Genomic DNA, 23,234 nt, shown 5'->3' with positions numbered 1-23,234 from the left:
CGACTTAATCCCCTCCGTCCCCTTTTCGACGGCCAGCGGCCGACACTACCGGTTAGCCGATCACGCGCTTGAACGGTGGCAGCGCGTCGATGATGCGCTTGCCGTAGCGGCGGGTCAGCAGCCGCGAGTCGAGGATCACCACGCGGCCGGTGTCGGTGGAGGTGCGGATCAGGCGGCCGGCGAACTGGGTCAGCGTGCGCAACGCATGCGGAATGGCGATCAGGTTGAAGGCATTCAGCCCACGCCCCTCGAACCATTCACTGAGGGTAGCGGTCTGCGGATCGGTCGGCACCGCGAACGGCACCTGGGTGATCACTACCGTGGTGCAGGCTTCGCCGGGCAGGTCGAGGCCCTCGCCGAACGAGTTCAGGCCGAACAGCACCGAACCCTCGCCTGCCTCGACACGTCGCAGGTGTTCCTCGATCAGCCGGGTCTTGGACATCTCGCCCTGCACCAGCACCTGCTTGCGGCGCGCGGCCGGCATCAGGCCGGCCACCTTCTCCATCTTCCAGCGCGAAGTGAACAGCACCATCGAGCCCTTGGCCCAGTCCAGCTCGGTGTCGAGATAGCGCGCCACTTCGCGCGGATGGCCCTCGCGGTCGTCCGGCGTGACCGGAAATTTCGGCACGATCAGCTCGGCCTGGTTGGGCAGGTCGAACGGCGAGGACAGCGAGACCATCTCGGCGTCTTCGGGGATGCCGTTGTCGATCGCCAGCGACTGGAAATCGCCACCACCGGTCAACGTCGCCGAGGTCATCACCACCGAGTCCACTTCATCCCACAGCAGCTTGCGCAGCACGTGCGCGGCCGACACCGGCGAGCCGTGCAGCACCAGGTCGCCATCGCGGGTGGCGGTGACCCAGCGCGCCATCGGCGGCGCGCCATCCTTGTCCTCGCGGCGCCAGGCCTGCCACAGGTTGTACTGCTGCTCGATCATCTCCAGCGCCATGCCCAGGTTGCGCTGCAGGCGCTCGCGCGCGGCATCGTCCGGCTTGCCCTTGGCTACCTGCGCGGTGGCCGCATGCGCCCAGTTGTAGAGGCTGCGGGTATCGTCGGCCAGCGCCTCGATCGGCTCGCGCCAAGCCTCGGGCAGGCGCCCGTTGGCCGCGCGCCACATCGGCTCTTCGTCCGCCGGCGCCGGCATCCACACCCGCTCGACGTGGTCACGGAACGCGCGCAGCTGCTTGGCAACGTTGCTGGCGACTTCGATCGCTTCGTTCGGCAGCAGGTTGCCGAGGCGGTCCTTGTCGACCGCGCGGTAGGCGCCGGCGATCAGGATCTGCAGGCGGCCGGTACGCTTGGCCATCTCGTCCAGCGCCAGGCTGGCCGCGCCCTGATCGATCGCCACGTTGCCGATGTGATGGCCCTCGTCCAGCACCAGCAGCATGTCCGACGGCGGGGCGATCAACGGCTGGCCGTTGTCACTGTCACCGATCGACAGCGCCGACAGCAGTAGCGCATGGTTGGTGACCACGATCTGCGCATCGCGCACCGTGTTGCGCGAGCGCAGCACCGCGCACTGCGCCGAGTAGGCACAGCGGCGCCCGGCGCAGCCCGAGGCCGGCGTGGTGATGCGGCTGCGCAGGCCGGGGCTGATGGTCTCCGGCGCATTGTCGATATCGCCATCCCAGCTGCCGCTGGTGAAAGCGTCGGTCAGGCGCTTGGCGATGTCCATCTCGATCGGCGCCAGCGGCCGGTCGAACAGTGGCGCGTCGTCCTCGAACATGCCGCCCTGCGAGCCCTCGCCCTGCGCCTCGGCGGCATTGCGCGTGCACAGGTAGCGGGTGCGTCCCTTGGCCAGCGCCACGGTCGCTTCCAGGCCGGTGGCCTTGAGGAAATTGGGAATATCGCGCTCGACCAGCTGCGATTGCAGCGCCACGGTGCCGGTGCTGATCACCAGCTTCTTCTTGGTGGCCAGCGCAATCGGCACGCCCGCGGTGAGGTAACCCAGGCTCTTGCCGACGCCGGTGGGCGCCTCGACCACGCCAACGCCACCGCTCTTCGACAGCGCGCGCGACACCACGCCGATCATCTGGCTCTGCGAGCGACGGGTGGAGAAGCCGGGCGTATTGGCCTGCAGCGTCGTGTACGCCTTGCGGATCGCGTCCTTCAAGGGGTCATCGAGCGTGCGCGGAGCGGCGACGGTTTCGGTCACGCCGGGAGTTACCGTGGCTGGATCAGGCCGGTCATTGTCGCATGGCCGGCCGCGTTCACTGTTGCCGGCACCCTGAACGAGCCAGCGACGACGCCCGCCGGCGCGCACGGTCCGAAGCCCGCGCCGCACAGGGGCGAAACACGCCGGGCGTGGCCCGGCGCCAGCGCTCAGGCGACCGGGGCGGGACGGCTACGCAGCAGGCGCACCAGCGCCCACACCAGCAGCACCACGCCGATGGCCTCGACCATGGCCAGTGCGAAATGCAGCACGCCGAGGATGGCACCCATGCCCGACACGGCGCCGAAATTACCACTGCTGACCAGCCACATCGGCAGCATGCCCGCCGCCAGGCCGCCCAGGCTGGACAGCAGCAACAGCAGCAGGCCGACCAGGGCACCGGTGCGGGTGGCATCGCGCGGCGCGCCGACCACCCAGACCAGGCCGATGCACAGCGCGATCAGCACCGGCAGACGCACGCCGACCATGCTCAGCACGGTCACCATCAACGTCGTGCTGTCCATCGATCAGTCCTCGCCGGCCAGCACGGCCGAGCCCTGGCGCAGCGACTGGTAGACCTCGTCGGTCTGCGGGCGCACGCCGTGCCACTGCAGGAAGCTCTCGGCCGCCTGCTCGACCAGCATGCCCAGGCCATCCACGGTATTGCGGCAGTTCGCCGCACGGGCCCAGGCCAGGAAAGCGATGGCCGCCTCGCCGTAGTTCAGGTCGACGGCGGTGGTCATCGAATTGACCAGCGACAGCGGCAGCTTGAACTCGACGTCGCGGTCGCGGCCAGCCGAGGTGGCATTGACGATCAGTTCGAAGTCGCCCAGCTCGCGCAGGTCTTCCCAGTAGCGGCTGATCGCGCGGCCCGGCTCGCCCATCGCGTCGATCAGCTCATCGGCGCGCTCCGGCGTGCGGTTCACCACCACCAGTTCGGTGATGCCGGCATCCAGCAGCGCCGGTGCAACGCTGCGCGCCGAGCCACCGGCACCGATCATCAGCACGCGGCGGCCACGCAGGTCCAGGCCATGGCGGTCGGTCAGGTCGCGCACCAGGCCGATGCCATCGGTGGTGTCCCCATGCCAGCGGTCGCCCTTGCGCAGCAGCGTGTTGACCGAGCCGGCGCGGCGCGCCCGTGCGGTCAGCGTGGTGCACACCGAGAACGCGGCTTCCTTGTGTGGCAGGGTGACGTTGGCGCCGACACCGCCCTCGGCGGCGAAGGCGTCCAGCCCGGCCAGGAAGGCATCCGGCGCCAGGTCGATCGCACGGTAGTCGATGGCGATGCCTTCCTGGCGACCGAACGTCGCGTGGATCTGCGGCGACTTCGAGTGGGCAACGGGGTGTCCGAAGACGGCGTAACGGTCGGTCATGGAATCCTCAAGCTGGCTAGACTGATGCTCTTTCATGCACGGATCTGGATGATGCGCATCACCCCGCCCCTGCTGGTGCTCGCCGCCAGTCTACTCTCTGCCCCCGTGGCGATGGCGTTGAACGAGTACGGCATCGAAGGCATGGGCGTGGTCTCGACCCGCGCCGACGAGGGCCGCGCCACGATCAGTGCCGATGGCCAGCGCATCGTCTTCGCCCGCCGCGGCGAGGCCGGCTGGGGCCTGTGGCAGGCACGCGTGGTGGACGGTCGCTGGCAGCAGGCACAGGCACTGCCGGTAGGCGTGGCCAGTGAAGCCCGCGATCCCTACTTCAGCCGTGACGGCCGCTGGCTGCTGTTCGCGGCCGGTCGCGAGGGCGCGCTGGCGCTGTACCGCGCCGCGTTGGCCGCCGACGGCCAGCTGGGCCCTGCGCAGCCGCTGGCCGGTGACGGCGGGCGCCGGGAAGAGCGCGGGCCGGCGCTGAGCGTGGACGGCAAGCAGCTGCTGTTTGCCCGCCAGCAGGGCCGCGGCGCTGGCTGGGATCTGTTCGTGGCGCCGCTGGATGCGAACGGCAGGCGCGGCCCGGCCAGCGCGCTGAGCGCATTGAACAGCGCCGACGATGAAACCGACGGCGACTGGCTGGGCCAGGATGGTGCCGTGGTGTTCAGCCGCGGCAGCGGTGCAACCGCGCAGGTGTGGAGCAGCGGCTGCGCGTGGAGCGGCGCGGCGCTGCAGCCGCTGGGGCTGTCGTTCAACCAGGCCGGCGGCTGGACCGGCGCGCCGGTGATCGACAACGCCAAGCCGGCGGAGATGCTGGTGGCCAGCAGCGCGGCGAAGGCCCCGCGTGCCGGTGGCGTGGACGTGTACCGGTTGGCGGTGCCGAAGGTGGCGGCGGTGGCCGGGTGCGTGCGGTAGATCCACGCCGCGCGTGGATGGCGCCCGCGAAGGGGTCAGAGCCCTTTCCTGCGGAAAGGGATCCGACCCCGGGCATTGCCCGTCAGCGCGACAACACCTTGGCGCGCTGCTGCTCGTACTCCAGCTCACTCAGCTGGCCGTTGTCCTTGCGCTGGTTCAACGCGGCCAGCTCGGCCTGCACGCTGTCCGGCAGCGCCTGCTCACGGGCCACGCGGCGGGCAGCGGAGAGCTGTTCCGGCGGGCGCTTGCCGGCCCGCCACGCGGCGATGAAGACACCGACGATGATGGCGCCGAACACCAGCGTACCGGTGCCCCAGATCAGCCATTGCATCCATCCCAGTTCGGGTCCCATCGCGCAGTCCTCCGTCTATCGTGGCGCTATTGTCAGCGCTCGCGCAGCCATCGCGCCACCTGCGGCGCGAAATAGGTCAGTACGCCGTCGGCACCGGCCCGCTTGAAGCCCAGCAGCGACTCCAGCACGCAGGCACGCTCGTCCAGCCAGCCGTTGGCGAAGGCGGCCTTCATCATCGCGTACTCGCCACTGACCTGATAAGCGAAGGTCGGCACGCCGAAGGTCTCCTTCACCCGGCGCACCAGGTCCAGGTAGGGCATGCCCGGCTTGACCATCACCATGTCGGCGCCCTCTTCCAGGTCCAGCGCGATCTCGCGCAGGGCCTCGTCGCCGTTGGCCGGGTCCATCTGGTAGGTCTTCTTGTCGGCCTTGCCGAGGCTGGCCGCGCTGCCCACCGCATCACGGAACGGGCCGTAGAACGCCGAGGCGTACTTGGCCGAGTAGGCCATGATGCGCACGTTGATGTGGTTCTCGGCATCCAGCGCACGGCGGATCGCGCCGATGCGGCCGTCCATCATGTCCGACGGCGAGACGATGTCGACGCCGGCCTCGGCGTGCGACACCGACTGCTTGACCAGCGCTTCGACCGTGATGTCGTTGAGCACGTAGCCCTTGTCGTCGATGATGCCGTCCTGGCCGTGGGTGGTGTACGGGTCCAGCGCCACGTCGGTCATCACTCCCAGTTCCGGGAAGCGCGACTTCAGCGCGCGGATCGCACGCTGCGCCAGGCCATCCTCGGCCCACGCCGCCGATGCGTCCAGCGACTTCAGCGACGGGTCGATCACCGGGAACAGGTCGATCACCGGAATGCCCAGCTCCAGCGCCTCTTCGGCCACCTTCAGCAGCTCTTCGATCGACAGCCGCTCCACGCCCGGCATCGACGGCACTGCGGTGCGGCCCGCCAGTTCGTGCACGAACACCGGGTAGATCAGGTCATCGGTGGTCAGCGTGTTCTCGCGCATCAGGCGACGCGAGAACTCGTCGTGGCGCATGCGGCGCGGGCGGTAAAGCGGATGGGACATGGCAGGCTCCGAAGAGTGGCTATTGCAACAGGTAGCCCTGCGGCAGCAGGGGTTCGGGCAATGGGCGTTCGCCGAGCGCGTCGAGCTGGTCGATCTCGATCGTGCGCACCAGCGCGTCCAGCGGCAGGTCGTTCGGCTCCAGGCCGAACGGGTCTTCCATTTCCTCGCCCAGCTGGTCCAGGCCGAAGAAGGCATAGGCCAGCACCGCCGACAGCACCGGCGTGCCCCAGCCCAGCGAACTGGCCAGGCCGAACGGCAGCAGCACGCAGAACATCCACGCGCAGCGATGCAGCAGCAGGGTGTAGGCGAACGGCAGCGGCGTGGTGAGGATGCGCTCGCAGCCGGCCTGGATCGACGACATGGCGTGCAGCCGCTCCTCCAGCTGGGTGTAGAGGATCGGATCAAGCTCGCCGGCGCGCAGCGCCTGGGCCAGCTCGGCCGCGATCATCGACAGCAGGGCATCGGGCACGTTCTCGCGCTGGCCCAGCTGCTCGCGCTGCGGCTTGTCCAGCCATGGCAAGGCGGCCAGGGCCACGATGCGCCCACGCAGGCGTGCGGCCAGCGCATGGGCGAACGCAGTGGTGAGATAGGCGATGCGACGGCGGCGGCCGGGGTCATCGGCCAGCAGCAGGTTCACCTGGCGGGCCAGCGAACGCGATTCGTAGACCAGCTGGCCCCACAGCTTGCGGCCTTCCCACCAGCGCTCGTAGCAGGCGCTGTTGCGGAAGCTGAGGAAGATCGACAGGACCAGGCCGAGCAGGGTGAACGGCGTGACCGACACGCGCTCGATGCCGGTCGGCGGGGCCAGCTCCACCACCGCAGCCACGGCGATGGACAGGATCAGGATGGCCAGCACCTTCGGCGCGATCGCTTTGACGATCGAGCCGCGCAGGATGTACAGCAGTTGCCAGCCGTGGGGACGGGGTCGGATGATCATCGGGCAGCCGCGCCGGGCGCGGATTCACAGGCACGCGGGGGGCTCGCGCAGCCGCTCATTGTACGCCCCTGCCCGGCCGGCAGCCGTGCACCTGCGACGCCCTGTCGCACCCGGCGCCGGGGTCAGATCACGCCGCCCCCCAGGCCCAGGCGCAGGATGCCGACCACCACCACGATGCCGTTCAGCACCAGCCCGGCCCAGGCCCGGCCGCGCTTGCTGGGGTGGGTGAACAGGATGCCCAGCGCGGCGATCACCGCACCGACGGCGGCGAACGGGATCAGGAACCAGTTGCCCCAGCCGAGCAGCGGAATCAGCGCCAGGATCATCCACAGCAGCGCCAGCACGCCCCACAACAGACTGATCACACCCATTCCGCTCTCCCGTCGTTGGTTCCTGTCCCCACCATAGTCGTTCCCGCTGCCGCCGCCTACTGCCCTTGGCGGGGCTGTCACCCGCACCGTGATAGCGTGCGGCCGTGGCTGCCCTGGCCGGGGGGTTGGCACCGATTCAGAGTAGCCCGCCGATGATCGCAACCAGTCCTACAGGGGTCGTGCCATGAACATCCGTTGGGCCGCGTTGGCGGCCATCCTGCTGGTCGCCGCCGGTTGTGCCAGCACCTCCAAGGTCATGCTGGGCCGCGCCCGCGCGCCGATCGACCCGGCACTGGTCCAGATCTATTCCACGCCACCGGCCGGCTCCCAGGAAATCGCGCAGCTGGAATCGGCGTCTGCCGTGGGCTTCGGCACGCAGGGCCAGACCGACGCTGCAGTGGCGCGCCTCAAGCGTGAAGCCGCAGCACTGGGCGCCAATGGGGTGGTGCTGATGGGCGTGGGCAGCAGCGGCTCGCCGGTGGGCATGTCGGTGGGCGCCGGCACGTTCGGCTCGCACGTGGGTGGCGGCGTTGGCATTGGTATTCCGACCACGCAGAAGCGCGCCGCCGGCGTGGCGATCTGGGTACCCAACCCGGAACCGCCGGCGCGGTTGCCGACGCAGGTGATCACGCCGCAGCGGTGACGCGGCAGCCTCACCGCGGGTAGTGCCGGCCGCTGGCCGGCAACCTCGGGAATCCTCTCTACGCCAGGGGAATGCCGGCCGCTGGCCGGCAACCTCAGGAATCCTCTCTACGCCAAGGGAATGCCGGCCGCTGGCCGGCAACCTCAGGAATCCTCTCTACGCCAAGGGAATGCCGGCCAGCGGCCGGCACTACCGGAGGGGTTCAGCGCTTGTACTTCGGCACGAACACCTTGTTCACCGCGTCGGCCAGCTGGTCCGGCGGCAGCAGGCCCTGGTCGAGCAGGAAGTTGTTGAACGCGAGGCGATCGAACTTCGCACCCAGTGCCAGCTCGGTCTGCATGCGCAGCTCCAGGATGCGGGTGTAACCGTAGAAGTAGCTGCCGGCCTGGCCCGGCATGCGCACCATGTAGCGGTCCAGTTCCTGGGTGGCCATCGCCTTGGACAGGCCGACCTGCTCCATCAGCACGCGCTCGCCGTTGGCGCGGTCGGTCAGGCCCAGGTTGAGCATCGGGTCGAGCATTGCGCGCGCGGCGCGCAGCAGGCGGAACTGCAGGGCGATCATCTGCCCGTCCAGCGGTTCGTAGGGCACCATCTCGGCCTCGGCATACAGCGCCCAGCCTTCCACGTTCACCGAATTGAACGCGAACATGGTGCGTGCCAGCGACACGCCACGCTCGACCATCGCGGTGAACTGCAGCTCGTGGCCGGGGCGGCCTTCATGCGCGCTCAGCGTCCACGCCGCCGCACCGAAGTTGAAGTCGTCGTACTGCGCGCCCGGGCCCGCCGCCGGATTGCCCAGCGGCAGCACGAAGGTGCCCTGCTGCCCGGTGTTGTTGACCAGGGGCGCCGGCAGGAAGTGCGGTGCCGGGCTGGCCGCGCTCTCGGCGGCCGAACCCAGGCGCATCTGCATGGCGCGTTTGGGCACGTCGACGATGGCGTGCTCGCGGATCAGCGGATCGATCGCGTCGATCACCTTGCGGTAGTGGCCTTCCAGATGGTCGTCGGCGATCTTGTCGGCCTTCAGCGCGCGGATCACCGCCACCGGATCGCTGGGATCGGCCACCTTCAGGCCCTTGTCCTTCACCACCAGCGGCGCCAGCTGCTGCATCGCCGAGCGGGTTTCCATGAACTCCAGCTGCGCGCGCTGCATCAGCAGCTTCGGATCGATGTCGATGCCGACCTGCTTGAGCTGGTAGGCGTACAGCGGCGCCGGCAGGCGCGCATCGGTGCGTGCCTTCGGCAGCACTTCCTTGCGGGTCCAGGCGGCGTAGTCCTTCATCTGCCCGGCCAGGGTTTTCATCGCCTCGTCAGCGCCGGCGATCTGGTACTTCTTCAGCAGCGACTCGATGCCGGTGATGTAGGTCTCGACGTTGTCCAGCGACTGCTGCACTTCGATCTTCGTCGGCTGCAGCAGGCTGCTGTCCTTCAAACGCTCTTCGTAGCGCTGGCGGGCCAGCGTGGTGAACGCGGTGCCGCCCGGCTGCAGGCCGGCATAGGCCTTGAGGCGGTCAAGCGCCTTGGCACGGCGCTCGGCCGGCACCTGGTCGGACAGCAGCAGGTTGAGGCCGCTGAACACCGTCTGCGGCGCATCGCTCCACGGCAGCAGGTACTTCTCGTTGAGCTCGCTGCCTTCGATGTTCTGGTTGGCGGCATGGATCATGATCTCCAGGTCCTGGCGGACGTTGGGATCCTTCTCGGTGGCCAGCTTCGCCTTCAGCTCCTCGCGGGCCTTGGCCATCGCGGCACGGTAGCGCTTGCCGTTGTCGGGGCCGAGGTCGGCGACCTTGTCGTCGTAGCCGGGCACGCCGAAGAAGCCGGTTTCTTCCGGCTGGAACGGGCCCTGTGCATCGAGCAGGATCTGCGCCAGCGCATTGCTGCGGGCCACCCAGGCCGGGCTGGCCGGCGTGGCGGCCTTGGCGGCGGGTGCGGCCAGCGCCGGCGGTGCGGACAGCAGCGGTGCAGCGGTCAGGGCCAGGGCAACGGCCAACGCAATCGGCTTCATGGTGCACTCCAGGACAGGGTTGCCCGCACCCTACGCGCTCAGCGCGGTGGCGACAATCGGCGGGAAGTCATGGCGGGCTGGTTGTGCAGCCGGGGCTCCGCGGAAGCCCGCCGGCGTAGAGTCGACTGTCAGTCGACTATCGCGCGCAGCGCGGGGGTTTCGCTATCTGATCGAAGAGCAGTCGACTGACAGTCGACTCTACCCGGTCGACTCTACCCCGTCGACGTCCCGCAGTTGCCTGCCCGTGGAGGTCACATCGCAGCCGTCGGCGGGCATTCGCCGCGCTCGCGGCAGGCCTGCAGTTCGCATTCCTGCGCGGCCTCATCGTCGTCCAGCGCGGTCAGGTCGAAGGTCTGCCTGTCCTCGCCCAGCACGTACATCACCGGGTAGTCCCACACGTCGTCACTGCGGGTGCCCTTCACGAACAGCCGGCCGTGCGCGCGGGGCCCTTCCAGGGCCACGGTCAGGCCGACGTCACGCTGGCCGTTGATCGCGGTCTGCATGCTGCCCAGCGGCATCGATTCGGCACGCAGCGGCTCGCCGAAGGCCTCCACCAGTTCGATGCTGCAGCCGGCGCGACGCAGCGCTTCGCGCATCGGTGGGCTCTCGCGTGCCGCCTCGCTCCAGCGCAGCACGCTCCAGGCCACCGTGCCACCGGCCCCGCCCAGCACCAGCAGCACGGCCACGGGCATCGCCCAGCGCCAGTGGCGGGACCACCAGCCGGCGGGCTTCGGGCCGTGGGTGGGAATCGGCGGCGGCAGTGTCATCGGCGGGCTCCTTCCCGTCTGTGTTTCAAGGCTTCAGGCAGCGCCCCAGGAAGGCTTCGGCCACACGGTAGCGATGCAGGGCATCGGCGCCGGACAGGCCATGCTTGGCACCCGGGTAGGTCATCAGCTCGAACGGCTGGCCGCGCTTCTGCAGCGCGCTCATCAAGCTGGTCGAATTGGTGAACAGCACGTTGTCGTCCGCCATGCCGTGGATCAGCAACAACGGCGAGCGCAGCCCATCAATGTGGGTCAGCACGCGCGCTTCACGGTAACCGGCGTCGTTGCGCGCCGGCAGGTCCATGTAGCGCTCGGTGTAATGGCTGTCGTACAGGCCCCAGTCGGTGACCGGGGCGCCGGCCACGCCGCAGGCGTACTGGTTCGACGCCTTGGCCAGCAGCATCAGGGTCATGTAGCCGCCGTTGGACCAGCCCTGCACGCCGATGCGCGCCGGGTCCACCCACGGCTGCTGCTTGAGCCAGGCCACGCCACGCAGCTGGTCGGTCACTTCCACCGTGCCCTGCTTCCCGTACAGCGCACCCCCGAAGTGGCGGCCGCGGCGCGGGGTGCCGCGGTTGTCCAGCGAGAACACCACGTAGCCCTGCTGGGCCAGGTACTGGTTGAACAGATGGTCGCCGCGGCCGGGCCAGCTGTCGGTGACGGTCTGGCTGGCCGGGCCGCCATAGACATACACCGCCACCGGGTAGCGCCTGGATGGATCGAAGCCGGCCGGCTTGATCAGGCTGTAGTGCAGCGGCGTCTTGCCGTCGGCGGCGGTAAGCGTGCCGAACTCGACCGGGCGCTGCGCGTCGCGGTAGCGCGCATACGGGTGCTTGGGATCGGCCAGATCGTTCTCCACCAGCGTGGCGATCTTCTCGCCGTTGGCGCGGAACAGCTCGATCTGCGGCGGCGTGGTGCTGTTGGACCAGCTGTCCACATAGACGCTGGCGTTGCGGGCGAAGCTCGCGCTGTGCATGCCTGGCGCCTTCGACAGGCGCTGCGGCTCGCCGCCCTGCAGCGAGACCGCGTAGATCTGGCTTTCGCGCGGGCTTTCGATGCCGGCACGGAAGTAGGCCTTGCCGGCCGTCTCATCCACCGCCAGCAGCTCGTCCACCGGCCAGTTGCCGTGGGTCAGCGCGGTGGTCTTGCCCTTGCTGTCGATGCGGTACAGGTGCTGGAAGCCGGTGCGCTCGGACGACCACAGCACGCTGCCGTCTTCAAGGAAGCGCAGGCTGTTGTGCAGCGGTACCCAGGTCGGGCTGGTTTCGTGGGCGAGTACGCGCTGGCGGTTGGAGTCGAGTGCCACTTCCACCAGGTCCAGCTGCTTCTGGTCGCGCGACTGGCGCTGGAAGCTCAGGTGCCGCGGATCGCGCCAGTCGACGCGGGCCAGGTAGATGTCCTGTTCCTTGCCCAGGTCGATCCAGCGCGGCTGCGCATCGGCGGCCGGTGCGATGACCCCCAGCTGCACGCGCACGTTGGCGTCGCCGGCGGCCGGGTAACGCTGTTCGATCACATCGGTGCGGTCGGCGTAGACCTCGTAGCGCTTCTGCACCGGCACCGGTGCCTCGTCGATACGGGCAAAGGCAATCGCCGAATCATCCGGTGCCCACCAGTAACCGGTGTGGCGGTCCATCTCTTCATCGGCGACGAACTCGGCCACGCCGTTGCCGATGGTGGTGCTGCCGTCGTGGGTCAGCTGCAGCTGCCTGCCGCTGGCCAGGTCGATCACCCACAGGTTGCGGCCACGGATGAAGCTGACGAAGCCGCCCTTGGGCGACAGCTTGGCGTCGGTGGCGAAGCCCTCACCGTGGGTCAGCTGGCGCACGGCCGCCGCGCCCTGCTGCTTGAGGTCGTACAGGTACAGCTCGCCGCCCAACGGGAACAGCAGGCGCTGTGCGTCCGGCGACCACTGGTAATCGACGATGCCGGTCATGGCGGCGATGCGCTGGCGCTCGCGGCGCGCCTTTTCCTCATCGCTGAGGGTCTCGGTGCCGGGCAGCACCACCTTGGAATCAACCAGCAACCGGGTCTGGCCACTGCCGATGTCGTAGGTCCATAGATCCAGCTGGTTGCGATCGCTGTCCTTGCCGCGCAGGAAACTGACCTGCGAACCGTCCGGCGCCACCTTGGGCTTCATCAGGGTCGGGCCGGACAGCGGCAGCGGGCCGGTGATGGCCTCCAGGGTCAGCTTTTCGGCGTGGGCGGCGGTACTGGTGGCGAGCATGAGGGCAAGCGAAGCGAACAGGTGGCGCATGGAGGATCCCGGCAAACGGCAGGTCCGCCCGGCGGCAGGCGCGGGGCGGTCGTTCCTCCATCCTAACCAAGCCCGTGCGGGAAGGCAGCATGACCTTCTGCCCATGGCGGCGCACTGGAGGGTCAGCGCCCTTTGCGCTGCAAAGGGATCCGACCCTCTGGGGCCGCCTGCCGGGGTCAGCGCTGGCCGAACAGGTGCTTGCGCTCTTCGTCGCTGAGCGGCTTGCCGGCGTTCGGGTTCACCTGCTGGCGCAGCGCATAGGCGCGCTGGGTGGCCGGGCGCGCGGCGATGGCCTCGTGCCAGCGCTTGAGGTTCGGGAACGCGGCGAAGTCCACCGGCAGCTTGTCGTAGGCGCCGACCCACGGGTAGCTGGCCATGTCGGCGATGGTGTACGCATCGCCGGCCAGGAAGGCGTGCTGGGCCAGGCGCTTGTCCATCACCCCGTGCAGGCGGCGCACCTCGTTGTCGTAGCGCTCGATCGCGTAGGGAATCTTCTCCGGCGCGTACACATTGAAATGGCCCATCTGGCCACTCATGGGGCCCAGGCCCGCCATCTGCCAGAACAGCCATTCCAGCGTGGTCACGCGGCCACGCGCGTCGCTGGGCAGGAAGCGGCCGGTCTTCTCGGCCAGGTACAGCAGGATCGCGCCGGACTCGAACACGCTCTGCGGGGCGCCGCCATCGGCCGGGGCGTGGTCGACGATGGCCGGCATCTTGTTGTTGGGCGAGATGGCCAGGAACTCTGGCTTGAACTGGTCACCCGAGCCGATGTTGACCGGGTGGACGCGGTACTCCAGGCCGGCTTCCTCCAACAGCAGGGTCACTTTGTGGCCGTTCGGGGTGGGCCAGTAATACAGGTCGATCATGGCGTCGGCTCGGGGTGCGGAAAGGAACCTGAAGTCTAGTGCGTGAGTTGGGTTGGCACCGTCATGGCGGGCCGGTAACCTCGCCTCTCCCCCGAAACGCAGCATCCCCCGCATGAGTGCAAACCGCCCGCCGCTCTCCCCGTTGTCCACGTTGATCTTCGCCTCGCGCTGGCTGCAGCTGCCGCTGTACCTGGGCCTGATCGTGGCGCAGTGCGTCTACGTGTTCCTGTTCGGCAAGGAACTGTGGCACCTGATCTCGCATTCGGTGTCGATGGGCGAGCAGCAGATCATGCTGATCGTGCTGGGCCTGATCGACGTGGTGATGATCTCCAACCTGCTGGTCATGGTGATCGTCGGCGGCTATGAGACCTTCGTCTCGCGCCTGCGCCTGGAAGGCCACCCGGACCAGCCGGAATGGCTGAGCCACGTCAATGCCAGCGTGCTGAAGGTGAAGCTGGCGATGGCGATCATCGGCATCTCCTCGATCCACCTGCTGAAGACCTTCATCGCCAGTGGCGCGTTGAATGGCATCCCGCTGTGCACGCCGGAGCAGATGAGCGTGGCCGCCGCCAACATCGGTGTCGCCCGCTGCTCGATGCTGACCCCTGACGGCGTGCTGTGGCAGACCATCATCCACTGCGTGTTCATCCTGTCGGCGATCGGCATCGCCTGGACCGACAAGCTGATGTCCAACGGCCACAGCAAGTCGCACGACAAGGCCCACGACCACTGAGGTCGCCGCCAGCCACGGCATGATGGCCGCGGGCCCACCCGGCCACCACCCCTTGTGCGGGGCGGTGGCCGGGATGCTAGATTGCATCCTCGCCGTTGCCGGCGGTGGCGTCGGGAAACGCCACCCTGCCGCGCCTGGACCACGGGTCCCGGCCATGCATATCAATGATTTACGTCACGTCGTCTTCTAAAGGGGAGCAGGATGTCGCACGTCTCAACGATCACCGCCGCGCGCCGGTGGCTGCCGGTTGCCCTGGCACTGGCGCTGGCCGCCTGCTCGGGCAAGGAAGAAACCGCTGCACCGGCCCCGGCCTCCGCACCCGCCGCCGCTGCGCCGGCCGCACCGGTGGTCGCCGCCAAGGTGCAGTCGATGGGCACCGAGCAGCTGCGTGAGTCGGCCAGCCAGGCCCTGCGCGAGAACCGCATGTACGCGCCGGCCGGCGACAACGCCATCGAGTACTACCTCGCGCTGCGCGACAAGACCCCGGACGACGCCTCGGTGAAGAGCGCGCTGACCGACCTGCTGCCCTACACGCTGATCGCCGCCGAACAGCACCTGGGGCGCGAGGACTACACCGAAGCACAGCGGCTGGTGGCGCTGATCGAGAAGGTCGATGCCTCCGCGCCGGCCCTGCCGCGCCTGAAGGACGGCCTGGCCAAGGGCGTGCAGAACGCGGCCAAGCGCACCGAGGCCGAAGCCGAGAAGGCCAAGAAGGACGCCGAGGACCGCAGCAAGCAGCAGACCGAACAGCAGCGCCTGGCCGAGCAGCGTGCCAAGGAAGCCGACGCGGCCAAGCAGATCGCTGCCCAGCAGGACGCCGCCCGCCGCGACAACGAGCGCCAGGAAGCCGAGCGCCAGGCTGCGGCCCGCCGCGAAGCCGAGCAGAAGCAGCAGCAGGCTGCCGCCCAGCAGGCCAGCGCGGCACGCCAGGCCGCAGCGCCTGCGGCCGCTGCGGCGCCGAACCTGCGCCCGGTCAGCACGCCGGCACCGCGCTATCCTTCCGAGGCGCTGCGTGCCGGCACCTCGGGCGAGGTGCTGGTGGAGATCACCGTCGGCACCGATGGCTCGGTGACCAACGCCCGGGTGCTGCGCGCAACGCCATCGCGCGTCTTCGATCGCGAGGCCATGAACGCGGTCAAGCGCTGGCGCTTCGAGCCGGTCAGCGCACCGGTCACCACCCGCCGGACCCTGGTGTTCGCCCCGGGCGGCAGCTGACCGCAGAAAAGGGGACGGAGGGGATTAAGTCGTTTCCGCCCCGCAATGACGACAAGGCCCGGCATGTCCGGGCCTTGTCCGTTTCAGCGGGCACTGTCGATCAGGCGCTGCAGTGCCGGATCGCGCGCGGCCAGCACCTGGAACAGGCCAAGCGCATGCAGGCCCGGCAGCAGCGCACGCAGGTCGGCTTCGGCGGCGGCGCGGGTGGCGTCGTTGCTGGCGGCGTCCTGCCAGTCGCGGACACTGGCGAGGAAGGCGCCGACGCTGCCCTTGCGCACGGTGAGGCCGTTTACCTGTACTTCGTTCTGGTGGTCGGAAAGGATGTCCTGGGGCTGCATCGGGGCGGCTCGTGTTGGAATGGGCGCCCAGTGTGGCGCGCGCGGGTCGGCGCTTCTGCCGTATAACTGCCAATGGATATGGCAGATCAGACACCGACCGGCTTGATTGATCCGGCATTGGCGGACGCCGACGACGGCCCCATCGTGCTGGCCGGCCAGCTGCGCGTGCCCGGAAGGCGGCGCACCGCCCGCCACCAACACCGGCGCGGTCAATTGCTGGGCGCCCATCAGGGCCTGTTGCGGATCGAAGCCGGGAATCTGCAGTGGCTGCTTCCGGCCGGGCACGTTGCCTGGATACCGCCGCTGCTGCCCCATGCGCTGCTCGGGGCAGACGGGTTCGATGGCTGGAGCCTGTACGTCCGCGCCGATGCCGGCCTGGATCTGCCCCCGCTGCCCCGTATTTTCCAACCCGATGCGCTGTTGCAGGCGGCGGTGACGCGCGCACTGCGCTGGCCGCATCAGGCACTGGACGCTGCGCAGGCACGCCTGGCCGGCGTCATTGCCGATGAGATCCGTGCCAGCACTCCCTTGCCACTTGCCCTGCCACAGCCGCGGGATCGCCGGTTGCGGCGGATCGCGGCGGCGTTGGCGCGATCGCCAGACGACCTGCGCAGTGTCGAAGCGTGGGCGGCCACCGGCGGCCTGTCCAGCCGCAGCCTCGCCCGCCGGTGGCAGGCCGAAACAGGCATGACCCTGGGCCATTGGCGGCAACGCCTGCGCGTGCTGCTGTCGCTGCCACGCCTGCTGGCCGGCGAGCCGGTGACCCGCGTCGCGCTGTCGATGGGATACGACACCCCAAGCGCGTTCATCACCGTGTTCAAGCGCGAGATGGGTGTGACGCCCGCGCGGTACGGAAAAGGGGACGGAGGGGATTAAGTCGCTTCTGACTCCTCCGATACGCCTGCGCGGCATTACCTGATGCCCCACGCCACGGTGCCGATGCCAGGCTGAGACCCCCTTCGACCTGGGAATCCCATGCCCCGACAAGCGCGCCTGATGCTGGCCGGCCAGGCCTATCACGTGATCCAGCGCGGTGTGAACAAGGGTGCGATCTTCGTCGACGACATCGACCGGCAACTGTTCCTGCATCTGCTGCACGGCGCTTTCCTCAAGCACCGCGTCGCACTGCATGCCTATGTCCTGATGGACAACCACGTCCACCTGCTGGCCACGCCATCCACGCAGCGCGGGCTGGCCGATGCAATGCGCATGCAGGGCAACAACTATGTGCAGGCTTTCAACCAGCGGCACGGCCGCACCGGTCCCCTGTGGCAGGGCCGCTTCCATTCCTCAATGATCGACAGCGACGGCTACCTGCTCAGCGTATACCGCTACATCGAACGCAATCCCGTTCGTGCCGGCATTGCTGTCAGCGCTGAAGATCATCCGTGGTCCAGCGTGCACGGCAACCTTCAACGACGCGCTGATCCCATGCTGACCCCGCATCCCGCATTCAGAGCGTTGGCCGCAACCGCTCGCAACAGGACGACGGTGTATGCGCGATTCCTGCGCGATGTGAATGCGTCCGCCGATCTGCCCGCAATCCGCAGTCATGGCGCCAAACAGCGCCCGTTGGGGGATGCTGCCTTCCTGCGGATGGTAGAGCAGACGCTCGGGCGCCCGGTGGCGATGCGAAGACAAGGCCGCCCGCGCAAGGAGGGGACGGGAGGGGCAGAAACGACTTAATCCCCTCCGTCCCCTTTTTCTGGTCAACCAGAGATGGCCAAGCGCTCGTTGTGGTAGCGGCGCACGGCGGCGAACCACAGCACGGCGGCCAGGCCGAGGCTGGCGCCGAGGTAGATCGCCCAGACTGCGGGGGTGATGGTCTCGTGGCGAATCACCTTCAGCAGCATCTGGTTCTGCGACAGGAACGGCACGGCGTACTGCCACAGTTCGCTCTTCAGCGGATAGGCCACCAGTGCGTAGCCGGGCAGCATCGGCAGCAGCATCAGCCAGGTCATGTGGCTCTGCGCTTCCTTCATGCTCTTGGCCGCGGCCGACAGGAAGGTCAGCAGCGAGGTGCCGATCAGCAGCATCGGCAGCATCACCAGCAGCATCTGCAGCATCGAGCCGACGTTCATGTTGAACTGGCGGCCGATGTTGCCGGGTGCGATCTGCGCGCTCACCTTGAACGCGACCAGGGTCAGCAGCAGCGACACGAAACCGACCACGCAGGCGGCGGCGATCTTGCCGCTGACGATTGCGCTGCGCGAGCCCGGCGTAGCCAGCAGGGGTTCCAGCGACTGCCGCTCGCGCTCGCCGGCGGTGGCGTCCATCACCAGGTAGGCGCCACCGATGAACGAGGTCAGTGTCAGCAGCACCGGTAGCAGCATCGACAGGATCATGCCGCGCTTGGCTTCGGCACTGGCCAGGTCCTGGCGCGCCACGTCCAGCGGGCGGGCCACCTGTGCGTCGATGCCGCGTGCCATCAGGCGCAAGGCACCGACCTGGCCGTTGTAGGTGGCCAGCGCCGCCTCCAGGCGTGCACTGGGTACTTCGGCCGCGCGACGCGTGCTGTCCTTGATCACCTCCACCAGCGCCGGTTTGCCCTCGGCCCAGTCCTTGCCGAAGTCATCGCTGATGCGCAGCGCTACATCGATGTCCTGGCTGCGGATGGCCTCGGCCAGGTCCTTCGGTGCCGGCGCGGCATTGAGGCCCTGTGCGGCGAGGAAGCGCACCAGGTTCGGCGCGTTCTCCGCACCGATGGTCGGGATCTGCAACGGTTGTTCGATCTGGGTGCGCACCCGGCTCTCGGCCAGCTTGCCCATGCCCAGCAGCAGCACCGGGTACAGCAGTGGCCCGAACAGCAGCGTCAGCAGCAGCGTGCGGCGGTCACGCGACAGATCACGCAGTTCCTTGCGCATCACGGTCACCAGGGTCGACATCATGCTCATGCGTGCAGGCCCTCTTCGCTGCCGATCAGTTTCACGAACGCGTCCTCAAGATTGGCTTCACCGGCCTGTGCACGCAGCTCGTCGGCGCTGCCGGCGGCCATCACCGTGCCCTTGGCAATGATCACGATGTGGTCACACAACGCACCCACCTCCTGCATGATGTGGCTGGACAGGATCACGCAGCGCCCTTCTTCGCGCAGGCCCAGCAGGAAGCGGCGCAGCGCGCGCGTGGTCATCACATCCAGGCCGTTGGTCGGTTCATCGAGGATGACGTTGCGCGGGTCGTGCACCAGCGCGCGGGCGATCGCGGTCTTGGTGCGCTGGCCCTGCGAGAAACCATCGGTCTGGCGGTCGAGGATGTCGCCCATGTCCAGCGCGTGCGACAGCACCTCGATGCGTTCGCGGATGCGCTCGGCCGACAGGCCATGCAGCTCGCCAAAGTAGGCGATGTTCTCGCGCGCGGTCAGGCGCTTGTAGACGCCACGTGCATCGGGCAGCACGCCCAGGTGGCGACGCACCTCGACGGGATTGCGTGCCGCATCGATGCCATCGACAGTGATGCTGCCCTGGTCGGGCGTCATCAGCGTGTAGAGCATGCGCATGGTGGTGGTCTTGCCGGCACCGTTGGGGCCGAGCAGGCCGGTGATCTGTCCGTCGCCGGCACGGAAGCCGACGTTGGAGACCGCCTGGATGCGGCCCGTGCGGGTATCGAAGGCCTTGTGCAGGCTGTCGGCGACGATCATGGTTCCCATCCGTTGAACGAGGTGAACGCCGGCACGTAGCTCAGCGTGTCCAGGCAGCCGGCATCCAGCGCCTTGGCATCGGTCGTGTCGATGAACTGGCCGAGCAGGCGCGGCATGCAGCCGGCGGCCAGGGTGCCATGGCCCTGGCCACGGGCGACCAGCGCGCGGCCGTTGGGCAGGCCCTTGAGTACCTGCGCGGCATAGCGCGGCGGCGTCACCGGGTCCAGCTCACCGGACAGCAACAGCGCCGGCACGTTGCTGCGCAGTGGCACCGCACCGGTCGCCGGCGCCGGCCGGTGCGGCCACACCGGGCAGGCGGCGAAGAAGGTACTGGCCACCTCGTTGCCGAACAGCCGCGCGGGATCTTCGGCCGGCGCGTGGTAGCGCGGTGCATCCTCGCTGCAGATCACCGACCACTGCATGCCGCGGTTGATCTGGAAATCCATGCTGCGGTTCGCACCGCGGGCCAACGACGCCAGCGGCGCGTAGCGGCCATGAGCGGCCTCATCCAGCACCAGCGGCAACAGCGAGGAATACTGCGGCACGTACGAGAAGGCGAAGGCCAGGCCGACCACACTGTCCGGCGTCAGGACATCCTGCCGCGGTGCGTTGGTACCCGGGTCGCGATACTCGACCGGGACCGGCGCACGGCGCAGGGTGTCGACCACGCTGCGCAGCTGCGCGCGGGTATCGGTCGGGAAACGCTTGCTGCAGGCGGCGTCCTTGCGGCACTGCGCCGACTGCAGGGCGATCGCATCCTCGAACGTGGTCGCGAAGTCACCGCCGACCACCAGTTCGTTCGGTATCACGCCATCGATGACGATGCTGCGCGTGTGCTGCGGGTAGGCGCCGGCGTAGCGCTGGGCCACGCGGGTGCCGTAGGAACCGCCGACCAGGTTGACCTTGTCCACGCCGAGCGCCGCCCGCACCGCATCCAGGTCGGCGATGGCTTCGGTGGTGGTATAGAAACGCGCATCGGCGCGCCCCTGCAGCGACGCGGCGCAGCGTTGGGCGTAGTCGCGCAGCGAGGCCTCCGAAGACGCGTCGTCTTCGCCCATCGGCAGATCCTTGCCGTCCGCGCCCAGGCAGCTGAGCGGGTTCGAGCCGCCGGTGCCGCGCTGGTCGATCAGGAACACGTCACGCTGCTTGCGTACCTGGCGCAGCGCGGTGTCGACGACGACGGCCACTTCGCTGGCCGCCTGGCCAGGGCCACCGGCGAGGAAGAACACCGGATCGGGCTGGCTGGAACCGCTGCTGCCCGATTCCAGCCAGGCGATGCGCAGGTCGATGCGGCGAGCCTCAGGCCGGGCCCGGTCCTCCGGCACCTGCAGGGTGGCGCACTGCGCTTCCACGTTGGCGCTGGCGCCGACGGTGGACAGCGTGCAGGGCTGGAAGTCGATCGTGCCGAAGCGGCGGCTGGGTGCATCGCTGGCGCTGCCGGCGTCGGCTGCCGGCGACGGGCTGCACCCGGCAAGCAACAGGCTGGCCAGCATTCCGGCCAGCGCGAGGTGGTGTCTTTGCATCGTGCTCGTTTCCCCTGGAGGACGTTCCTGTCGACCACGACGGGCTGCCGCGGAAGATGTGACTCAACTTACACGGGCAGCGCGCCGGGGGCGATGGGCAATGGCGAATCGGCCGCCGGCGGCGCGCAGACCAGGCGGTCCCGCCCTTCGGCCTTGGCCCGGTACAGGGCGGCATCGGCAGCGGCCAGCAACGTCGACAGATCGCCCTGCCCCGCGTCCATCGCCAGGCCGACGCTGGCGGTGACCCACACCGGCCCATCGGTCAGCAGCGCTGGCCGCTGCTGCAGTCGCGCGCGGATCGCCGCCGCCCGTTCCATGGCTTCGCCGCGCGTGCCTCCAGCCAGCACCAGCACGAATTCTTCGCCACCGTAACGGCCCAGCAGGTGCTCATGGCCCTGCACGCAGTGCTGCAGCGTCGCCGCGAAATGGCGCAGCACCTGGTCGCCGGCCAGATGGCCCCAGCGATCATTGATCTTCTTGAAGTGGTCCACGTCGACCAGCAGCAATGCCAGCGGCCGGCGCTGGCGGCGCAGCTTCTGCAGTTGCGCCTGGCCATCGGCCAGCACTGCGCTGCGGTTGAGCAGGCCGGTCAGGCCGTCGGTGCGGGCCGCGCGGCGCAGGTCCACCAGCATGCGCTCGACCAGCAGCAGTACCATCGCGAAGCAACGCGCCAGTTCCAGCATCACCCCCGCGATATAAGTGGCGAACATCGGCGAGCCGGTCCGCATGATGTCCTCACCGGCGTCGGGCGCCACCGGCAGGAACAGGCGAACCGCGTACAACGCAGCCTCTGCCAGGAACACGGCAGCGGCCAGGCGGCAGCTGGTGCGCTGCTGTGGCGGTGCATGCCGCAGCAGCAACGCGGCGATCCAGCCGTCGACCATCAGTGCGAACACGCTGAACACCAGCAGCCGCATGCCCAGGTCCGGCCACGGCACCAGGAAGGCGAAGATGCAGGCCATGAACGCGGTCGCCATCAGCAGCGGCCACCACAGCGGCAACGGCCGTTGCAGATGCAGGGCCATGCCGCGCAGCATCATCAACCCGCAGCCGGCCATCGCCGCATTGCCGGCCAGCACCGCCGGCACCAGCGGCAGGTAGGGCCGCAGCGCCAGCAGGGTCACCCCCAGGGTCAACAGCCACAGGCTGATGGTCCACTGCCGCAGCACCGGTTGCCCGCGCAGTACGACCAGCAGCAGCGAGAAGCCCACCGCAATGCCGATGCAGAGCAGGAAGCCAAGCACGGTGATGGTGGGGAAATCCAGGGACATGCGGCACTCGTCGGCCGGGGCGGCGCGCGCATCTTAGCGCCTTGCCGCGCGATCCCTGCCGCCCGCTCCGGCCCGACGGCGATGCGGGGTCTGAAAACGGCGAGCACGACGGCCGGCGCTTGCGCACTATCCGCTGGAAACCCAAGGAGACACCCATGCACACGTGGTACCTCGGTGGCATCGACCACCGCCCGTTCCTGCACCTGTTCGAATTGAGCGACAGCGCGCTCGCCGCGCTCGGCATCCAGCGCCGCTGGGCGGGCGACAGCGGCGGCCATCCCTGCCGGGTCAGCCTGAGCGATCCGCCGCCGGGCAGCGAACTGCTCCTGCTGCCCCACGTCCACCTGCCGCTGCACTCGCCGTATCGCGCCTCCGGCCCGATCTTCGTGCAGCGCGGCGTGACCCGCTGCGTGCTGCCACCGGGCGAAGTGCCCCCGTACGTGCAGCGCCGGATGATCTCGGTGCGCGCCTATGACCACGCCGCGCTGATGCGCGGTGCCCAGGTCTGCGCGGGCAGCGACGTTGCCGACCGGCTGGATGCGCTGTTCGCCGACCCTGCGGTGGCCTTTGTCCAGTTGCACAACGCCGCGCATGGCTGCTTCTCGTGCCAGGCGGATCGGGTGGACAGGCAGACCACGTCGGGCAACCTCCATGACGTGATCGATGCCACGCCGGTCACGTGACGTCCAGCGCATCCGTTCAGCCCGGCGTGAAGCCTGCGGGAAGGGCTTCACATGCGCAGTCACGGATCGGCACTGCGCGGGTTCCGTCGCCCGCATCACGACTCGATACTCGCCGTGGTGCCGCCGAAAGCCCGCAACGCCGTGCAGCTCCTGCGGTCACCGTCCCCTTTCGACGACCACAAGGAT

The 23,234-nt window shown here is 68.8% G+C and carries 23 protein-coding genes; 7 read left to right on the top strand and 16 right to left on the bottom strand.

Annotated features, from left to right (window positions below; translation table 11 throughout):
• Window positions 1-52: 52 nt before the first annotated feature.
• The 3 genes from dinG to aroE form a co-directional block, all read right to left on the bottom strand.
• On the bottom strand, window positions 53-2,155 hold the full coding sequence (gene dinG / locus AC5P9C_RS11435; protein ID WP_049465259.1) for an ATP-dependent DNA helicase DinG: 2,103 nt from the start codon (window positions 2,153-2,155) through the stop codon (window positions 53-55).
• Between the two features lie 167 nt (window positions 2,156-2,322).
• On the bottom strand, window positions 2,323-2,676 hold the full coding sequence (locus tag AC5P9C_RS11430) for a hypothetical protein (protein ID WP_074725706.1): 354 nt from the start codon (window positions 2,674-2,676) through the stop codon (window positions 2,323-2,325).
• A 3-nt stretch (window positions 2,677-2,679) separates the two neighbouring features.
• Complete coding sequence (gene aroE, locus AC5P9C_RS11425; protein ID WP_049465255.1) at window positions 2,680-3,525, bottom strand: shikimate dehydrogenase; 846 nt, start codon at window positions 3,523-3,525, stop codon at window positions 2,680-2,682.
• 48 nt (window positions 3,526-3,573) lie between these two features.
• Between aroE and AC5P9C_RS11420 the strand changes: the two genes are divergently transcribed.
• Entirely contained in the window at window positions 3,574-4,437 is an 864-nt protein-coding gene (locus AC5P9C_RS11420) for a TolB-like translocation protein (RefSeq protein ID WP_116896451.1), read from the top strand.
• A gap of 82 nt (window positions 4,438-4,519) precedes the next feature.
• Here AC5P9C_RS11420 and AC5P9C_RS11415 read toward each other — a convergent pair whose 3' ends face one another.
• The 4 genes from AC5P9C_RS11415 to AC5P9C_RS11400 all read right to left on the bottom strand — a co-directional run bounded on the left by AC5P9C_RS11415 (window position 4,520) and on the right by AC5P9C_RS11400 (window position 7,119).
• Window positions 4,520-4,789 carry a hypothetical protein gene (locus AC5P9C_RS11415; protein WP_049465253.1) on the bottom strand — a complete coding sequence of 90 codons (270 nt, stop codon included), beginning with the start codon at window positions 4,787-4,789 and terminating at the stop codon, window positions 4,520-4,522.
• 32 nt (window positions 4,790-4,821) lie between these two features.
• On the bottom strand, window positions 4,822-5,811 hold the full coding sequence (hemB, locus tag AC5P9C_RS11410) for a porphobilinogen synthase (protein WP_049459543.1): 990 nt from the start codon (window positions 5,809-5,811) through the stop codon (window positions 4,822-4,824).
• A gap of 19 nt (window positions 5,812-5,830) precedes the next feature.
• The gene (locus AC5P9C_RS11405; protein WP_049459544.1) at window positions 5,831-6,748 is read right to left on the bottom strand and encodes a bestrophin family protein; all 918 of its coding nucleotides are present in this window, start codon (window positions 6,746-6,748) and stop codon (window positions 5,831-5,833) included.
• A gap of 122 nt (window positions 6,749-6,870) precedes the next feature.
• Entirely contained in the window at window positions 6,871-7,119 is a 249-nt protein-coding gene (locus AC5P9C_RS11400) for a hypothetical protein (protein ID WP_006475755.1), read from the bottom strand.
• Window positions 7,120-7,303: 184 nt separating this feature from the next.
• Here AC5P9C_RS11400 and AC5P9C_RS11395 point away from each other — a divergent pair, with 184 nt between their 5' ends.
• Window positions 7,304-7,762: a hypothetical protein gene (locus tag AC5P9C_RS11395; protein WP_005420187.1), complete on the top strand. Its 459-nt coding sequence runs from the start codon at window positions 7,304-7,306 to the stop codon at window positions 7,760-7,762.
• A 202-nt stretch (window positions 7,763-7,964) separates the two neighbouring features.
• Here the strand turns inward: AC5P9C_RS11395 and AC5P9C_RS11390 are convergent, their stop codons facing one another.
• From AC5P9C_RS11390 to AC5P9C_RS11375, 4 genes are all read right to left on the bottom strand, one after another.
• Window positions 7,965-9,764: a DUF885 domain-containing protein gene (locus AC5P9C_RS11390; RefSeq protein WP_088476065.1), complete on the bottom strand. Its 1,800-nt coding sequence runs from the start codon at window positions 9,762-9,764 to the stop codon at window positions 7,965-7,967.
• A gap of 251 nt (window positions 9,765-10,015) precedes the next feature.
• The gene (locus AC5P9C_RS11385; protein ID WP_049465248.1) at window positions 10,016-10,531 is read right to left on the bottom strand and encodes a cytochrome c oxidase assembly factor Coa1 family protein; all 516 of its coding nucleotides are present in this window, start codon (window positions 10,529-10,531) and stop codon (window positions 10,016-10,018) included.
• A gap of 25 nt (window positions 10,532-10,556) precedes the next feature.
• Window positions 10,557-12,782, bottom strand: coding sequence for a S9 family peptidase (locus AC5P9C_RS11380; protein ID WP_414615074.1), 2,226 nt, complete (start codon window positions 12,780-12,782; stop codon window positions 10,557-10,559).
• Window positions 12,783-12,958: 176 nt separating this feature from the next.
• Entirely contained in the window at window positions 12,959-13,648 is a 690-nt protein-coding gene (locus AC5P9C_RS11375; protein WP_116896442.1) for a glutathione binding-like protein, read from the bottom strand.
• 112 nt (window positions 13,649-13,760) lie between these two features.
• Here AC5P9C_RS11375 and AC5P9C_RS11370 point away from each other — a divergent pair, with 112 nt between their 5' ends.
• The gene (locus tag AC5P9C_RS11370; protein ID WP_049465242.1) at window positions 13,761-14,381 is read left to right on the top strand and encodes a TIGR00645 family protein; all 621 of its coding nucleotides are present in this window, start codon (window positions 13,761-13,763) and stop codon (window positions 14,379-14,381) included.
• Between the two features lie 201 nt (window positions 14,382-14,582).
• Window positions 14,583-15,596 (top strand): energy transducer TonB, encoded by a 1,014-nt coding sequence (locus tag AC5P9C_RS11365; RefSeq protein WP_053505442.1) that lies wholly within the window; start codon window positions 14,583-14,585, stop codon window positions 15,594-15,596.
• A gap of 83 nt (window positions 15,597-15,679) precedes the next feature.
• Here AC5P9C_RS11365 and AC5P9C_RS11360 read toward each other — a convergent pair whose 3' ends face one another.
• Window positions 15,680-15,934 (bottom strand): hypothetical protein, encoded by a 255-nt coding sequence (locus AC5P9C_RS11360; RefSeq protein WP_343542424.1) that lies wholly within the window; start codon window positions 15,932-15,934, stop codon window positions 15,680-15,682.
• A gap of 78 nt (window positions 15,935-16,012) precedes the next feature.
• Between AC5P9C_RS11360 and AC5P9C_RS11355 the strand changes: the two genes are divergently transcribed.
• Entirely contained in the window at window positions 16,013-16,810 is a 798-nt protein-coding gene (locus AC5P9C_RS11355; protein WP_343542423.1) for an AraC family transcriptional regulator, read from the top strand.
• Between the two features lie 99 nt (window positions 16,811-16,909).
• A complete protein-coding gene (locus AC5P9C_RS11350; RefSeq protein ID WP_182068618.1) occupies window positions 16,910-17,620 on the top strand; it encodes a transposase in 711 nt (236 codons plus the stop codon).
• A 23-nt stretch (window positions 17,621-17,643) separates the two neighbouring features.
• Here the strand turns inward: AC5P9C_RS11350 and AC5P9C_RS11345 are convergent, their stop codons facing one another.
• The 4 genes from AC5P9C_RS11345 to AC5P9C_RS11330 form a co-directional block, all read right to left on the bottom strand.
• On the bottom strand, window positions 17,644-18,828 hold the full coding sequence (locus tag AC5P9C_RS11345; RefSeq protein ID WP_116896444.1) for an ABC transporter permease: 1,185 nt from the start codon (window positions 18,826-18,828) through the stop codon (window positions 17,644-17,646).
• Entirely contained in the window at window positions 18,825-19,571 is a 747-nt protein-coding gene (locus AC5P9C_RS11340; protein ID WP_049465232.1) for an ABC transporter ATP-binding protein, read from the bottom strand. Before AC5P9C_RS11340 ends, AC5P9C_RS11345 begins: the two co-directional genes overlap by 4 nt.
• Window positions 19,568-21,094, bottom strand: coding sequence for an alpha/beta fold hydrolase (locus AC5P9C_RS11335; RefSeq protein WP_116896446.1), 1,527 nt, complete (start codon window positions 21,092-21,094; stop codon window positions 19,568-19,570). Before AC5P9C_RS11335 ends, AC5P9C_RS11340 begins: the two co-directional genes overlap by 4 nt.
• A 68-nt stretch (window positions 21,095-21,162) precedes the next feature.
• A complete protein-coding gene (locus tag AC5P9C_RS11330) occupies window positions 21,163-22,365 on the bottom strand; it encodes a diguanylate cyclase (RefSeq protein ID WP_197638957.1) in 1,203 nt (400 codons plus the stop codon).
• A 155-nt stretch (window positions 22,366-22,520) separates the two neighbouring features.
• On the opposite strand from AC5P9C_RS11330, the gene AC5P9C_RS11325 reads away from it, so the two are divergent.
• Complete coding sequence (locus AC5P9C_RS11325) at window positions 22,521-23,048, top strand: DUF1203 domain-containing protein (protein ID WP_074725697.1); 528 nt, start codon at window positions 22,521-22,523, stop codon at window positions 23,046-23,048.
• Window positions 23,049-23,234 lie beyond the last annotated feature (186 nt).

It is taken from the genome of Stenotrophomonas sp. YJH_SMC_10, from assembly GCF_059371555.1.
The sequence above is the reverse complement of the archived record's forward strand: the minus strand, read 5'-3'. Positions and strand labels throughout refer to the sequence as shown.